The sequence below is a fragment of the Candidatus Omnitrophota bacterium genome, assembly GCA_028715415.1.
Classification (GTDB): Bacteria; Omnitrophota; Gorgyraeia; order Gygaellales; family Profunditerraquicolaceae; genus JAQURX01.
The window spans coordinates 172,642-185,997 of sequence record JAQURX010000001.1 but is presented as its reverse complement, the minus strand read 5'-3'; the positions used below and the strand labels follow the sequence as shown (position 1 = coordinate 185,997).

Annotated in this window: 19 protein-coding genes; 11 read left to right on the top strand and 8 right to left on the bottom strand. The window is 35.7% G+C overall.

All coding sequences use genetic code 11. The features are described from left to right. The 11 genes from PHO70_00880 to PHO70_00830 all read left to right on the top strand — a co-directional run bounded on the left by PHO70_00880 (nucleotide 1) and on the right by PHO70_00830 (nucleotide 8,125). Nucleotides 1–1,230, top strand: a complete 1,230-nt coding sequence (locus tag PHO70_00880) for a type II secretion system F family protein (protein ID MDD5431533.1) — start codon at nucleotides 1–3, stop codon at nucleotides 1,228–1,230. Nucleotide 1,231: 1 nt separating this feature from the next. Next, complete coding sequence (gene pilM / locus PHO70_00875) at nucleotides 1,232–2,653, top strand: pilus assembly protein PilM (GenBank protein MDD5431532.1); 1,422 nt, start codon at nucleotides 1,232–1,234, stop codon at nucleotides 2,651–2,653. After that, a complete protein-coding gene (gene pilO / locus PHO70_00870; GenBank protein MDD5431531.1) occupies nucleotides 2,650–3,180 on the top strand; it encodes a type 4a pilus biogenesis protein PilO in 531 nt (176 codons plus the stop codon). Before pilM ends, pilO begins: the two co-directional genes overlap by 4 nt. Before the next feature lie 6 nt (nucleotides 3,181–3,186). Next, nucleotides 3,187–3,588, top strand: a complete 402-nt coding sequence (locus PHO70_00865) for a prepilin-type N-terminal cleavage/methylation domain-containing protein (GenBank protein MDD5431530.1) — start codon at nucleotides 3,187–3,189, stop codon at nucleotides 3,586–3,588. A gap of 1 nt (nucleotide 3,589) precedes the next feature. Beyond that, nucleotides 3,590–4,159, top strand: coding sequence for a type II secretion system protein (locus PHO70_00860; protein MDD5431529.1), 570 nt, complete (start codon nucleotides 3,590–3,592; stop codon nucleotides 4,157–4,159). Nucleotides 4,160–4,316: 157 nt separating this feature from the next. Further along, nucleotides 4,317–5,018, top strand: coding sequence for a helix-hairpin-helix domain-containing protein (locus PHO70_00855; GenBank protein ID MDD5431528.1), 702 nt, complete (start codon nucleotides 4,317–4,319; stop codon nucleotides 5,016–5,018). A gap of 19 nt (nucleotides 5,019–5,037) precedes the next feature. Beyond that, nucleotides 5,038–5,445 carry a type II secretion system major pseudopilin GspG gene (gene gspG / locus PHO70_00850; protein ID MDD5431527.1) on the top strand — a complete coding sequence of 136 codons (408 nt, stop codon included), beginning with the start codon at nucleotides 5,038–5,040 and terminating at the stop codon, nucleotides 5,443–5,445. Between the two features lie 33 nt (nucleotides 5,446–5,478). After that, a complete protein-coding gene (locus PHO70_00845) occupies nucleotides 5,479–5,979 on the top strand; it encodes a histidine kinase dimerization/phospho-acceptor domain-containing protein (protein MDD5431526.1) in 501 nt (166 codons plus the stop codon). Between the two features lie 79 nt (nucleotides 5,980–6,058). Next, a complete protein-coding gene (gene lexA / locus PHO70_00840) occupies nucleotides 6,059–6,652 on the top strand; it encodes a transcriptional repressor LexA (protein ID MDD5431525.1) in 594 nt (197 codons plus the stop codon). 11 nt (nucleotides 6,653–6,663) lie between these two features. After that, nucleotides 6,664–6,978: a hypothetical protein gene (locus PHO70_00835; GenBank protein ID MDD5431524.1), complete on the top strand. Its 315-nt coding sequence runs from the start codon at nucleotides 6,664–6,666 to the stop codon at nucleotides 6,976–6,978. 4 nt (nucleotides 6,979–6,982) lie between these two features. Then, on the top strand, nucleotides 6,983–8,125 hold the full coding sequence (locus PHO70_00830; protein MDD5431523.1) for a DNA polymerase IV: 1,143 nt from the start codon (nucleotides 6,983–6,985) through the stop codon (nucleotides 8,123–8,125). A gap of 288 nt (nucleotides 8,126–8,413) precedes the next feature. Here PHO70_00830 and PHO70_00825 read toward each other — a convergent pair whose 3' ends face one another. The 8 genes from PHO70_00825 to PHO70_00790 form a co-directional block, all read right to left on the bottom strand. Beyond that, nucleotides 8,414–8,749 carry a DUF134 domain-containing protein gene (locus PHO70_00825; protein MDD5431522.1) on the bottom strand — a complete coding sequence of 112 codons (336 nt, stop codon included), beginning with the start codon at nucleotides 8,747–8,749 and terminating at the stop codon, nucleotides 8,414–8,416. A gap of 119 nt (nucleotides 8,750–8,868) precedes the next feature. After that, the gene (locus tag PHO70_00820; GenBank protein ID MDD5431521.1) at nucleotides 8,869–9,054 is read right to left on the bottom strand and encodes a hypothetical protein; all 186 of its coding nucleotides are present in this window, start codon (nucleotides 9,052–9,054) and stop codon (nucleotides 8,869–8,871) included. Between the two features lie 27 nt (nucleotides 9,055–9,081). Then, entirely contained in the window at nucleotides 9,082–9,264 is a 183-nt protein-coding gene (locus PHO70_00815; protein ID MDD5431520.1) for a Rho termination factor N-terminal domain-containing protein, read from the bottom strand. Between the two features lie 27 nt (nucleotides 9,265–9,291). After that, nucleotides 9,292–9,687, bottom strand: coding sequence for a hypothetical protein (locus PHO70_00810; GenBank protein ID MDD5431519.1), 396 nt, complete (start codon nucleotides 9,685–9,687; stop codon nucleotides 9,292–9,294). 26 nt (nucleotides 9,688–9,713) lie between these two features. Continuing rightward, nucleotides 9,714–10,046, bottom strand: coding sequence for a hypothetical protein (locus tag PHO70_00805; protein MDD5431518.1), 333 nt, complete (start codon nucleotides 10,044–10,046; stop codon nucleotides 9,714–9,716). A 13-nt stretch (nucleotides 10,047–10,059) separates the two neighbouring features. Beyond that, nucleotides 10,060–11,154 (bottom strand): AAA family ATPase, encoded by a 1,095-nt coding sequence (locus tag PHO70_00800; protein MDD5431517.1) that lies wholly within the window; start codon nucleotides 11,152–11,154, stop codon nucleotides 10,060–10,062. A gap of 19 nt (nucleotides 11,155–11,173) precedes the next feature. Beyond that, nucleotides 11,174–11,737 carry a hypothetical protein gene (locus PHO70_00795; protein ID MDD5431516.1) on the bottom strand — a complete coding sequence of 188 codons (564 nt, stop codon included), beginning with the start codon at nucleotides 11,735–11,737 and terminating at the stop codon, nucleotides 11,174–11,176. 58 nt (nucleotides 11,738–11,795) lie between these two features. Then, nucleotides 11,796–13,346 (bottom strand): glycoside hydrolase family 57 protein, encoded by a 1,551-nt coding sequence (locus PHO70_00790; GenBank protein ID MDD5431515.1) that lies wholly within the window; start codon nucleotides 13,344–13,346, stop codon nucleotides 11,796–11,798. Nucleotides 13,347–13,356: the final 10 nt, after the last annotated feature.

Sequence of the window (13,356 nt, the reverse complement as noted above, 5' to 3'; positions counted from 1 at the left end):
ATGCCAAAATTTATCTATAAAGCAAAAAAGGGATTGCATCAAACTGTTGATGGACATATTGAAGCAATAAACAGGGATGATGCCGTAAATAAATTAACCTCCCAAGGGCTTTTCCCTATTTCAATTTCAGAACATACTACAGCAGCTGATGCAGGAACTTCAAAAACAAAAAAAGCGAAAGTCATCATCAACAAGAAAATTTCTTCTAAAGAAATCCTGCAATTTACCCTGAAGCTAACTACCCTGATAAGAGCCCGTGTTGAGTTACTTTCCAGCTTAAGGATTATTTATGAGCAAGCCGACAACCAACGTTTTAGAGAAGTAATCCATGAAATCTATAACGCAACAAAAGAAGGCAAAACTTTCTCCGATTCACTTGCAAAATTCCCCAATATATTTTCAACTCTTTTTATCAATCTAATAAGAGCAGGGGAGGCAAGTGGAAAGCTTGATTTCGCCCTTGAACAGATAAGCGATTTTCTAACAAGAGAGGACAACCTAAGGACTAAAATAAGAGTAGCTTTAGCGTATCCAATACTATTAATGCTGGTTGGGCTTTCCAGTATATTTATCCTTATAAACTTTGTCATACCAAAACTTAAACCGCTTTTTGAAGGGCTTGGGAAAGACCTGCCGCTCATTACAAAAATAATCCTTCAAATAAGCGCCTTCTCTAATAAAACCTGGTATATTATTGCCGGCATAATAGCCGCTGTAATATTGTATATCTATTTTAAAAAAGGAACTTCTACTTTTATTAACATATTAGTAAAGATAAGGACTAAGTTACCTATCATTAAAAGATTAAGCAGGAACCAAGACCTTGCATATTTTTCGCGTGCTTTCGGATTATTAATTAAAAGCGGAGTCCCTGCACTTAAATCATTAGAAGTATCAATCCCTACAATTTCAGACCCAGCCTTAAAGGATGAGCTTAAAAAAGTCTGTAAAGAGGTGGCTTCCGGACAAACGATTTCTAAAAGTGCCGAGAACTACACCAGCTTACCGAAATTCTTTACAAAGATGATTGCAGTAGGAGAAGAATCAGGGACGCTAAGTGACGTGCTTGATGAAATTTATAATTCCTATAATCGGGAAATTGAAGCCGATATCGCGCTTATTACTTCTCTAATTGAGCCTTTAATGATTCTGGTAATGGGGGTTATCCTAGGGACAATCGTTTTAGCCATATTACTTCCAACATTCCAAATTACGCAAATGGTGCACTAATATGAGCACATCTGTCGCAATAGAAATCAATAAACAGTACCTTAAAATCATTGCTACGAAATCATTGGCAACTCAAACCACTGTTACCAACTGCATCGTTGAATCTATAAGTGCCCTTACCGACGAACAGATAGCAAGCAGAATCTCAGGGATTATCAGGCAAGAAAAGATAAAAGCAAACACAGTCTCTATCGCTATTCCTCGCGATTTTGTAACCGTGAGAAATTTACACTTACCTTCTCAAAACCCTCAAGAGATATCTCAGATGATAGAGCTGCATATCGCAAGAGTCGTCCCTTACAAAAGAGAAGAAATAATTTTCTCTTACAAACTATCCGGCGTTGATGAAATGGGTTACTCAAAGGTGATTTTAGCAATAATCCAAATTGACGCTTTAAGGCGCCAAACCAATGTATTAGATAAAGCTGGGCTTTTCACTGATAATATAGCGCTTAGTTCCTATCAAAGCTTGCAATGGATTTTAGATAACCACAAGGCAGAAATAAATCAAACCGACTTCTACGCAATCCTTGATATTGATTCTGCATATACAGATTTCCTGGTTTTCTCGAAACAAGGCTTACTCTTCTCAAGAAATATACCCGTAGGAGCAAATCCAATCGCAGCAAAAGATGATATAGGGCTTATGAAACTCTTAGGAGAGATTAAACAATCGCTGCTTATATTCTATAATGAAGAGGCTAATAAGAAACCGGCTAAAATATTCTTAACCGGAGCAAGTATAATTAATGAACTGAACAAAGTAATTGAAAAAGAGATAGATATCCCGGTAAAATCTTCGCCTGTCCATTACTTTGAAGAACTCTCCAAAACAAAGAAAATCGAAATTCCTACAGATGTATCTATGACTTCCATATCAGAGGTTTGCATAGATAAGGGGATCCATGGGCTTACCTTCATCCTCCCTGAGATTCAAATCAAGAAAACCTTAAGAGAAAAAACAAAAGAAATGCTTGTTTTAGGCATAAGTTTAATTTACTTATTTAGCATAGTGTGCGCGATATTCTTAGGAAAAATCTATAACCAACAGACTTATCTTAATAGAATAGACGTACTTCTGGGAGTTATTGACAAAGAAGCCAAGGAATTAATAAATCAAGCCAAAAAAACAGAAGTTATCAAAAATTATCTATCTGAACGCAAGAAACCGTTATTCATAATGAACCAACTGCTAAAAGTAGTCCCCGAAGAAATCGCGCTTAATTTTATCGGGATTGATGACAAAAACACAATAACCCTACGAGGACAGGCGTTCCAATTATCCGACGTGTTCAGGTTTATCAACTTACTGGAAAAATCAAATTATTTTAGCGACGTACAGACTAAATACACCAGGAAGAGAAGGGTTAAAGACAAAGAAATAACGGATTTTGAAATTGCATTTAAACTACCTAACAAATGATTAAATTTAAAAAAAGAGAGAAAATAATATTTGGTTTCGTTGTTTGCCTATTGGCATTCTTTTTTATAGATAAAATCGTCCTATCAGGCTTTCGAACAAAGATTGCTGAATTAAATAAGAAAATTAAATTAGAAGAAGCGATAGCGAAAAAAGGAATAAGCATACAGAAAAATAAGGACAAAATTGCCCAGGAATACCAAACATATAGCAAGTATCTTACTTTTGAAACTCAGGAAAGGGATATAGTCGCGAAATTATTAAGAGAAATTGAAAAAATAACCCAAGAATCGGGAATCTCAGTTTTAAACCTTGCGCCACAAGATAAATTTGAACAGAATCCAGAATATAATAAATGTAGCGCCGACCTTCGGCTTGAAGGAAATACTGAACAACTGCTCGGATTCCTGAACAGAATTCAAAATAGCAATCTTCTTATAAAACTCGACAAATTGTCGATTTCTTCAAGAGACGAACAAGCAACAACCCTAAGGATTGATATTACCGTTAGCCTGATTATTCCAAATTAAAATTTTATGAAAAAAGCTTTTACATTGGTTGAGCTTATGGTAGCGACCTGCATATTGGCAATCGGCCTGGTAGGAATTGCGCGTTCATTACTAAGCGCTGTTTCCGCACTTGATTATTCTAATAGCATTGTTCAAAAAGTAGAATTCATTGACAATGTCCTCTCGGAAGTAGAAAAAAGGTCTCAGGCAAAAGACGGATTTGATTCCTCAGACCAGGATATACTTGGGCTCTTAACGGAAAAACAAACGCAAGCAAAAGACGAGGGCATTGGGGATTTAAACTGGAATGCTCAAGAACTGGAAGAAAATATAACTGATTTTCAAATCAGCGTTTCATGGGAACAAGGAAATAATAAAAAGGATGCTTCTTTAGGAACATACCTTTTAAGCAAAAAAGCGAGCAAATAATATGAGGCACAAAGGCTTCACTCTCGTTGAAACTTTAGTTGTAACAGTAATTTTCGCAATTATCGGAACAGGCATTGCGACAAGTTTTGTTTCAGGAGTAAAAATATGGAGGCGTGCGCAGGATTTAAGTAAAGACTATAATGAAGCAATCCTTGTTTTTGAAAAGATATCAAAAGAATTACAACAAAGCGTTGATATAAAAGAGATCGGTTTTGCTGTTAATCCTGAAACTCAAGACTCCGGAAGCATTAGCGGATTTTCATTCCCTTCAATTATAAATAATAAAATTGTCAAAATATTATATAGATTTGACGAAAATTCAAAAGCTCTAATGCGCAGCCAAATTGATTTAAAAGATATCAGTAAGGATAGCGAGAAAGAAGGCTTGGAAGAAAAAATCATGGACATGACAAGCTTTTCAGTAAGTTGTTTATCCTACGATAAGGCTAAAAAAACCTTCATCTGGTCAGAAAGCTGGAAGCCAGAAAATGGAATGTTTCTTGCGCTAAAAATTACCGCTAAATACAATGATAAAGAATTCACCAAAACAATCCCAATACCGATATCATAATTCGGGAAGCATCCTTGTTGTCTCAATCTGGGTACTAGCTTTCTTTCTAATACTATCTCTCGGATTATACAACATAATATCAACTCAGATCAGATTAGCGCGCCGCACAGAAGGCAGGATACTGCCGAGGCATCTTGCACTTGCTGCTTGCGTCTACATGGCAAATCACAAAGAAGCAAAAGGTGAAAAAACTCAGCATGCTTACGACAATCTGTACAATCTAAGAGAAGAAAAAGAGATAGCAATTGGCAAAGGAAAGTTAACTTATGTATTGGTTGACGAAGAAAGCAAAATTAATATGAATTCTGCCAGCCAAAACATAATTGAAAGGCTATTACAAAACACCTCTGATTTATCCGATGCGGCCAGCCAAAAGCTAGCTGAATCAATAATTGCCTACAGGTCAAAACAGCCATTAAGAGTGAAAGAAGAACTTTTGAATATTGAAGATTTCGAGGAAAAAGTTTTTGATTCCTGTAAGAATAGTATTACAATATATGGTAATGGAAAAGTTAACATCAACACTGCTGGCACAGAAGCATTAAAAGCCTTAGGGCTAAGCGATAGCTTGGCTAAAACAATAATTGAATTCCGTAATGGTCCAGATAACAAAGAGGCAACCAAAGACGACAATTTCTTTGAAAACACCTCTGAGGTAATTAGCAAATTAAATTCATTCAGCAGTCTCTCAACCGAAGAAGAACTTCTACTGGCAAGCTTGGTTGGAAACAGCACTATCGATGTAAAATCCAGTAGTTTTACCATTAAAGCAGATGGCAAGATCTTAGATAACTCAACAATGAAATACGAGATAACCCTTGATGATAAAGGAAAGATCAGGAATTGGATTGAATACTAAAGTGACAATGGAGGAAAAAATGTTAAAAAGAAAAGCTTTTACCCTGGTAGAGCTGATGTTAGTAGTCATTATTATAGGTGTTTTAGCAGCAATGGTCGTGCCGAGGTTAACAGGCAGATCCGAAGAAGCAAGAAAAGGAGTTGCCAAAGCTGATGTCGAGCTTAACATAGCTACTGCGCTTAAGATGTATGAACTAGATAACGGCGCTTTCCCAACCACAGAAGAGGGGCTTGAAGCTCTTATAACCGCGCCCTCTTCGGCAAAAAACTGGAAAGGCCCATATTTAGAGAAAAAGCCGCTTGACCCATGGGGTAATCCTTATCATTACAAAAGCCCGGGCACCAACAGAAAAGATTATGATTTATATTCATCAGGAAAAGATGCCACTGAAGGCAATGAAGACGATGTAAATAATTGGGAAAAATAACACCACTTATCCCCCCTGCACAGGAGGCTTTAAATGGAAACAAAAGAACTTATAAATAAGAAAAAAAATGAATTTACTACTTCAATATGCCTAACCGGCATAATACCGCTCTTGGTATGTGTTTATCTTCTTGTAAATAAGGTTGCATCATTTAAGATATTCTCCGGAGAAGTTGGGTACATAATGTTTACTACGGTAATAATCTTTATGCTGGGTATTTTTGTTGGAAAAAAACTATTCTGGTCCATGATGCAAGATGTGATAGAAAAGAATAAATTAACTACTGTAGTACAGACCACCCTGGCATTAAGCCATGAAATTAACAACCCGCTTTTTGTTATAAGAGGCAACCTTGAACTTTTAGAGCTTGACTTAGATAAAACTACCGAAGAAATAAAAACTAAGCTTACAGCCATAAAAGATAACTGTGAACGCATAAGGGGGGCTACCGAAAAACTAGCTACCCTGACATATCCGGCCTCCTCTACCATTCATGGCAAGGTAAAAATGATTGATTTAACTAAATCCAAGTAAAAAATACGGCAGGGGAGAGGGGTTATTATTTTAAGAAAACCCTTGACAGACCACACAAATGTGTGGTATATTCCTACCCATGGAAGAACTTACCCCTAAACAACAAAAAGTCCTAAACTTCATTCAACAAAGAATCCAGAAGCGCCTTCCGCCAACAATAAGGGAAATTGCCAAAGCCTTAGATTTTTCTTCAACCGGGACAGTAAGAGATTATTTAGCTGTTTTGGAAAACAAAGGCTACCTTAAACGCACAAATCTTAAATCACGCGGCATTGAATTAACTAATAGCAACTTTGGGAAAATTCCTATATTAGGCTCCATAGCTGCAGGTAAACCCAACGTAGCCTACGAAGATATACAAGGCTATATTGATCCAAACGATTTATTTCTTGGACGCTTAAGTTATGATGATGTTTTTGCCTTAAAAGTAACTGGCGACAGCATGATTGATGCAGGAATAATCCAAGGAGACTTTGCAATTATTAAAAAGAAACCTGATGCTGAAAATGGAGATATTATCGCAGCACTTTTAGAAAACAATGAAGTAACCCTAAAAAGGCTTATTAATAATACTAAAGGAATATACCTGGAACCTGCAAACAAAAATTACGAGCCCATACGCAAAGATTTTACTGTAATCGGGAAATTAATCACCGTAATAAGAAAATACTAGAGCTTGCGCCCATGGAAATACCATCCGGATTTAGCCCAAAGGCACGCTGGGATAGAAATATCCCGCAAACAGATTACAATACCAATACAGATGCTTTAGACGAAAAAATTGAAGTCTTAAGCTGGTTTAGAAACGCTAAAATTTATCCGCACACATTCATATGGAACAAAAAACAATATGAGATTGAAAAAACTAATTTCACCTGGCAGGAAAAATCCGGCAAAGAAACAATAATTTATTTTTCCGTAACCACAGCACTAGATACCTACCAAATTTCCTTCAACAATACCACATTCGGCTGGCGAATTAATAAAATATTACATTAAAAACATGATTATTCATATTGATATGGATGCTTTTTTTGCATCTATTGAGCAGGCAATTAATCCTAAATTAAAAAATAAACCCCTGATTGTAGGTTCGCGTGGAAACAAAATGCATACTGTAGTTTGCGCTGCAAGCTATGAAGCCAAAGCATACGGAATTTCTTCAGGAATGACCTCAGCTGAAGCTTTTAAAATATGCCCAAACTTAGAATTTGTAGCAGCAGACCAGTCAAAGTATATCTGGACATCCACGCAAATTTTAGAATTACTCAAAGAATATGGATTTGCAGTTAACTATGCCTCAATTGATGAATTTCAAATAGACATCCCTAACACACCTGATTTGAGAACCGTAGCCGAAGAAATTCAAGAAGAAATATTTAAGAACTTTAACATCACAGCTTCAATAGGTATAGCAAAAAACTGGATACTGGCAAAACTTGCCTCAAAAATAAAAAAACCAAAAGGCATAACTATACTAACCGAAGAAAATTTAAACCTTATCCTAGATAAAACTACAATTAATAAACTCTGCGGAATGGGAGGAAAAATTGGGCAAGCATTATATGAATCAGGCATTAAAACCTGCCTTGATTTATACCAGAAAAACCCAAGCTTCTTAAAAGAAAGATTGGGCCAATACGGCCTTAACATTTACGGATCACTGCACTCAAATGGGCATTTTGACTTAAGCAATGAGCCAAAACCTAAATCAATAAGCCATTCATATACGTTTCCCATGGCCTCACAAAACCCGGTATTTATAAAAGCTTGGATCAGGCTTTTATCCGAGATGGTTGCAGAGCGCTTAAGAAGCAGTAATCTAACAGCCTCAACTGTGCATCTTTGGCTAAATGGCCCAGAAATAGGCAATTTTGGGGCCCAAAAAACCTATCAAGAAGCTACCAATGATGGATGTGTAATCTGCGAAAGATGCCTAAAAATCATGGATAAAACAGCCCAAAATAAGCCAAAAATAAGAGCGATAGGGGTAAATTGCAGTAAGCTTCAAGAACAGAATTATACCTTTTTATTCAAAGAGGATCAAAGAAGGGAAGCGCTTATAAAAGCCGTTGATAAGATAAACAACCGCTATGGCGATAACTTAATCTATCCTGCAATAACCGCTTTCACCAGGAAAATGTAAGAGCACAAATCCAGAGTAAATCTAATTATATATTTTCATGTTTCTTCAGTAGAATGTAAGGCAAGAATATAATAAGTAAGCATAAGTAAATGGAAAACGGGTTTTCCACAGCTAAAAATCGGATTACCATAACCACATATAAGCAAAAGGGTTAAATTCAATCTTTCACCTATACTCAAGTTAACATAAGATATATTATAGGAAGTTGTTTTATATTCATTTCTGGTACCAATTCGGGTATTTAAGGATTAAGTACTTCTTACTTTGGTGGCTTTTTGGTGGGCTTCTTTACCTTGAATCATAATCTTTGAGTAAATCATCACGGGAACTAATTACATATTGGCCGCCTTGTATTTTAATTATAGTGCCGTTAATTAAAAAATTTGCGACTAATTTCCTTGCTTTTTTTAATACCCGGCTAAAGGTCTGCTGGGATATTCTCATGGACTTTGACGCCTCTTTTTGGCTAATTCCCATATAATCAGCAAGCCTTATTGCCTCAAACTCATCCATAGTCAAGTTAATCTCATCAGGCCTTCCCGGGCGGCCCCTTGGGCTAAATTGACTTATTCTTGGGTCCAATCTCACTATCCTATACTTCTTAGGCCTTCCTCGCTGCTGCATACTTATAATACCTTTCTTTTACTTAAATCTACTTACATTTAACGCCCTAGTTATTATGAGTACTTACCCAAAAATAGCCAATTTTAAAGGCCTGAAAAAAAATCAGGCCTTAAAAAAAATTAAATCTCAGTTTCTTTAACGAGCTTTCGGTAATACTCAACGCATTTGTGGCAGTTTTGACCGGTTTCTTTCCATTCAGGGTGATCGCGCCTAATCAACTCAATTAAATACTCTTCTGCCTTTGCATGAGCAATGCTTACAAAATCATCAATATCTCTTTCGCAAATTTGACACCTATATTTCATTATTTATCCTTTTTTTACGCTTAAGCTTTATTTTACGCAATCACTAATCCAACAGCAAGCTGTCTGGCTGCAACTTTTTTTAGCACTACCAAAACAATCAAAATTTCCTTCTTTTTTCTGGATAGCTTTAATTAAATCTTTCTTGGAGAGTTTACGGTAATCTTTTATGCCTAAATTACTTGCTTTCTTTTCAATCTCTGAAAGTCTCATTCTTCCCCCTCTCTTTTAAGAATAATGCTAAACTTTATAAACCAAATCTCCACTTCTGACTCTTGATTCAACCAAAAGGCCTATTTCATCGCCTTTTTTAGCTAATTGAATTGGTAAACGATCTATCTGCAAAGAAGATGCTACTTGCGTAAAATCTGTAGTATGCCCTTTTATTTTTATCGAATCTCCTGCAGCTAACTGAGCCTTCATCTTAACAACTGCAGCCCTTACATGCGGGAAATAATGCGTTATTACGCCAATCAAGCTGCCTTGCGAATTCTTCTTTTTAATTACAACCTTTGACTTCTTCAGCTTTGGTTTAACAGAAGGCTTCTTCTTAACAACTTTCTTAGCAAGTTTTGCCTTAGATGTTTTTCTTTTTGTAATTTTAACCTTTTTCTTTGTTTTCTTTTTTACTACCATTTCACACCTCCCGCAAAGCGCTTATCCTAAAGTACAATTTTCTCTGCAATATTTGAGACTAAAATTATGCGGTTACAGCGCCCCTTTAGAACTCCATAAATCCCCCATAAGGACATAAGCATAAAAATTGCAAAGCCAATACTACCTATGAGCCAATTAAAAATAGGTATAACTGAAAGGATAAAGCTTGCCACCTCAAGAACAAAAAGCGCCAATCCTTGTTTTGCATGAAAAAGAACAAATTTATTCTCTTTTTTTAATAGAAGGCTTATTACACACAAAAAACTCATGTATGAGATAATAGCAAAAAACCTTCCTTCTTTTAAATCTTTTTCTCTCTGGTTGTCAGAATCACCCATGCAAGACTAAACTCTATTTAATATTATTATTCGTAACCTCAATCAAAGAATCTTCGGTTCCGTATGGGTTAAGCTCTTTTAGTGGATTACTGGTATCTTCAATCCAAGCGCCATCAACTACAAAACGATAACGGTATTTACCTTTGCCCAAATTCAACTTTTTTCTCCAAGCACCGCCATCATTAACCATCTTGCTTTCTTCATCAATTTTCCAATTATTGAATTCTCCAACTATATGCACTTCTTTTGCTTCTGGGGCATTCACGGAAAACCCGACTTCAATCAAACTTGGAAGATTTTCTTTTAAAAGTTCGTTCATTTTCTTTTCTAGCACCAAAGAAACACTAGTAGCTTTCTCTTGAGTAATTATTTCCCTGCCCAAGCTAAAATAATCTTTTGCGCCTCTGCAATATTTATCATATTTAAAAATATGGGCACCGTCATTTTGAGCTTCCTTTAATTTTACGTTAACATGGACAATATTGCTAAAAAGTTTACCCTTAAATGCCACCTTAATCTTATCAAGCATTGTAAACGAATGGCGCAGCCTTGAGTCAAAATTAGTTACCAAAATCCTCGTTTTTACCTCATGAGAAAGCCTATCTCTGACCAAATCAACAATACTAGCCAACTGGTCAACTCCCTCTAACGAGAACCTACTTGCCTCAACCGGTATGATTATCTCTCCTGATGCACGAATTGCGTTTATTGTCAAGATTCCAAGGTTTGGAGGGCAATCAATTATAATATAATCATAATCAGTCTTAAGATTGTTTAAAGTCTCCCAAAGCCGTAACTCCCTTCCAATCTCGCCTGCTAATTCCTGCTCAAGCGTACTTAAGACAATATTTGAAGGAGCTATATCAAAATTATCATCAACTTTTTGAATGATATCATCAAGCTTAGCTTTTTTATTGGTAATCTTTGATAAAACATTATACATACTTAAATAAAATTTAATATTAAGCCCACAAGTAGCATGCGCCTGAGGATCGAGGTCCACCAATAAAACTTTTCTGTTATTAGCTGATAACGAAGCGGCTAAATTTATTGCCGTGGTAGTCTTACCACAACCACCTTTTTGATTTGCAACAGAAATAATGCGCATATCAAACCCTCCCTTGTTATTATTTCACGAATCTTACATTATCTATAAAAACAACACCTTTTTTTTCTAGAACATTCCATTCTTCCACACAAAAAGATAAATCGGACATCTCAGTCCAATCATTCACCCCTTTGAATTGAGCAAGATTAATCCTATATTCCTGCCACTTATGAGGAATCTCTTTAAAATAAATTTCCGATTTTTCTTTAAATGAATTTGAAAACTCAACCCTAAGAGAAATCTTATCACGATAATTTGTATTCTTAACTGAAAAAACTAAACTATTATAACGTGATAAATTTAACTTATTTAAACTAATGTTTAATACTTCTTTCTTGGCCGGATTGAAATGGAAATTGATTTTTGTCGCTTCTGGAAGCACAATTAAAGCAATTTCAGTTTTATTTGGTTTCTTTTTTAAGAAAAACTTGAGGGAAAATAAACTAGAAGCGAATACAATAACGACAACCACCACAATTATATGCGTAAAGAATTTTGGAAAGGTTTTTATTTTTTTCTTCTTCTTTGCGGAGGCGTCTAAATAGATTTTCGCTAAATGTTCGTATATCTCTTTCTTGTCCATTTTTAAAATTTATAACATAAAAGCCCTTGCATGTCAATAAGTTATTGGCCTTTAGCAATTAAATAGGATTGTTCAAATAATCAGGAATATTTTTCCCTATCAGCTTATAAAAATTAGATAAATGTACTCTGAATAACCTGTCAAACCCGCCATAAGGGTCTTCACCGTACCACCAAAACCAATCACTACCTTCACAAATATACATCTGCTTCCATGCTAAATCAGGGATATCCGTTCCATTCTCAATTAAGGTTTGCAATTCTTTTCTTGCTAAAGCTAAATATTCCCATGCTTTCACTTTATGAGGATTCCCTATCCATTTTCCAAATTCTCCGTAAATCCAAGAGCCAGCGGCAAGGCGCTTTATTTCATGTTCAGTCTTATGCGTTTTTAAATACTCCGAAACTGTGGTAGTCTTAACAAACTTTGATTCAGACAACCTCTGGTATAATAACTCTAAGAAATCATGCCCATCATTAGTAAAATATTCCCAAGCATTTTCTCCGTCCATTGCAATGCTAACTAAGATGTCATGCCCCTTAAATGCTTCAGAGATATTCTCCATATGTTTCATAAAATCATTTACAGCATCAACCGGTTTCCAAGCCTGATAGACAAAACCGATTAAATCTGAAAGGCATCTATCACGAAAAACAATATTAAGCTCGCCATCTTCTCTTTTTAAAAGATGCGGCTGATACAAAATATCGGTATCTCTTTTCTTTCTGTGAAGAGATTTAAAGAGTATCGCTTCATCTGCCACTATCCACTTGATTCCGGCATCAATCATAAAAGGCAATATATGCTCACTTACCGCTTCTTCTGAAGGCCACATGCCTTGTAGATTTTCTCCAAAGCGTAACTTAAAGAATCTTACTGCACTATCTATTTGCTCTCTTGCATCTTGCGGAAAAGAAAATTCCACTTTAGGTAAAATTGTTTTAAGATTTGCTTCTTTAGCTATATTTGTATTAAAAAGTAAAGGCAATATTGGATGGTAATACGGAGTAACGGTAACCTCTGCCTGCTTGCTTTCAATAAACTTTTTATAAGTAGGGATAATGTCTTCTAATATATAAATCTGCCTGTCTAAAACAGCATGCTTCTCTTCTTCTGTAAAAAAACGCCCCTTACTGACTATTTCACGCAATTCCGGGAAACTTTGCCTAAAGCTTGGGTCAATCCAAGCGAGATTAAACCAAACCTGCAAATCCAAATAATCCTGAGTACTAAATTCTAAATGCCTTATATTCTTAAAATATAATTCATAATAACGGGGGTGATTCGCAATTACTTTATCCTTATTTATAGAAAAGAAGTTTTCCAGAATAAATTTCTTGTCATCAAAAGATAAATCTTTGGCATGTTTATAAGAAAGCTCTAAGAATTTGTCTTTAATCGTACGGTTTGTATAATCCTCTACCTGTTCGATCAAGGAAGGAACAACATTAATCGTTTGTTTTATCAAGGGATATTTAGAAAGCAACTGTATCATATCCAGATAGTCCTTCGTGCCATGAAGCCTTACCCAAGGCATATCTGTCTCTTGCGTTAAAAGGTTCTTGTAATACGGCTGGTGCATATGGAAGATAAAGGCGAGATTTAGCATAAATTTAAGA

Excerpts from the sequence above, each read along its gene's own strand:
- PHO70_00880 (MDD5431533.1), top strand. The coding sequence starts at position 1 with ATGCCAAAATTTATCTATAAAGCAAAAAAGGGATTGCATCAAACTGTT.
- pilM (MDD5431532.1), top strand. The coding sequence starts at position 1,232 with ATGAGCACATCTGTCGCAATAGAAATCAATAAACAGTACCTTAAAATC.
- pilO (MDD5431531.1), top strand. The coding sequence starts at position 2,650 with ATGATTAAATTTAAAAAAAGAGAGAAAATAATATTTGGTTTCGTTGTT.
- PHO70_00865 (MDD5431530.1), top strand. The coding sequence starts at position 3,187 with ATGAAAAAAGCTTTTACATTGGTTGAGCTTATGGTAGCGACCTGCATA.
- PHO70_00860 (MDD5431529.1), top strand. The coding sequence starts at position 3,590 with ATGAGGCACAAAGGCTTCACTCTCGTTGAAACTTTAGTTGTAACAGTA.
- PHO70_00855 (MDD5431528.1), top strand. The coding sequence starts at position 4,317 with ATGGCAAATCACAAAGAAGCAAAAGGTGAAAAAACTCAGCATGCTTAC.
- gspG (MDD5431527.1), top strand. The coding sequence starts at position 5,038 with ATGTTAAAAAGAAAAGCTTTTACCCTGGTAGAGCTGATGTTAGTAGTC.
- PHO70_00845 (MDD5431526.1), top strand. The coding sequence starts at position 5,479 with ATGGAAACAAAAGAACTTATAAATAAGAAAAAAAATGAATTTACTACT.
- lexA (MDD5431525.1), top strand. The coding sequence starts at position 6,059 with ATGGAAGAACTTACCCCTAAACAACAAAAAGTCCTAAACTTCATTCAA.
- PHO70_00835 (MDD5431524.1), top strand. The coding sequence starts at position 6,664 with ATGGAAATACCATCCGGATTTAGCCCAAAGGCACGCTGGGATAGAAAT.
- PHO70_00830 (MDD5431523.1), top strand. The coding sequence starts at position 6,983 with ATGATTATTCATATTGATATGGATGCTTTTTTTGCATCTATTGAGCAG.
- PHO70_00825 (MDD5431522.1), bottom strand. The coding sequence starts at position 8,749 with ATGCAGCAGCGAGGAAGGCCTAAGAAGTATAGGATAGTGAGATTGGAC.
- PHO70_00820 (MDD5431521.1), bottom strand. The coding sequence starts at position 9,054 with ATGAAATATAGGTGTCAAATTTGCGAAAGAGATATTGATGATTTTGTA.
- PHO70_00815 (MDD5431520.1), bottom strand. The coding sequence starts at position 9,264 with ATGAGACTTTCAGAGATTGAAAAGAAAGCAAGTAATTTAGGCATAAAA.
- PHO70_00810 (MDD5431519.1), bottom strand. The coding sequence starts at position 9,687 with ATGGTAGTAAAAAAGAAAACAAAGAAAAAGGTTAAAATTACAAAAAGA.
- PHO70_00805 (MDD5431518.1), bottom strand. The coding sequence starts at position 10,046 with ATGGGTGATTCTGACAACCAGAGAGAAAAAGATTTAAAAGAAGGAAGG.
- PHO70_00800 (MDD5431517.1), bottom strand. The coding sequence starts at position 11,154 with ATGCGCATTATTTCTGTTGCAAATCAAAAAGGTGGTTGTGGTAAGACT.
- PHO70_00795 (MDD5431516.1), bottom strand. The coding sequence starts at position 11,737 with ATGGACAAGAAAGAGATATACGAACATTTAGCGAAAATCTATTTAGAC.
- PHO70_00790 (MDD5431515.1), bottom strand. The coding sequence starts at position 13,346 with ATGCTAAATCTCGCCTTTATCTTCCATATGCACCAGCCGTATTACAAG.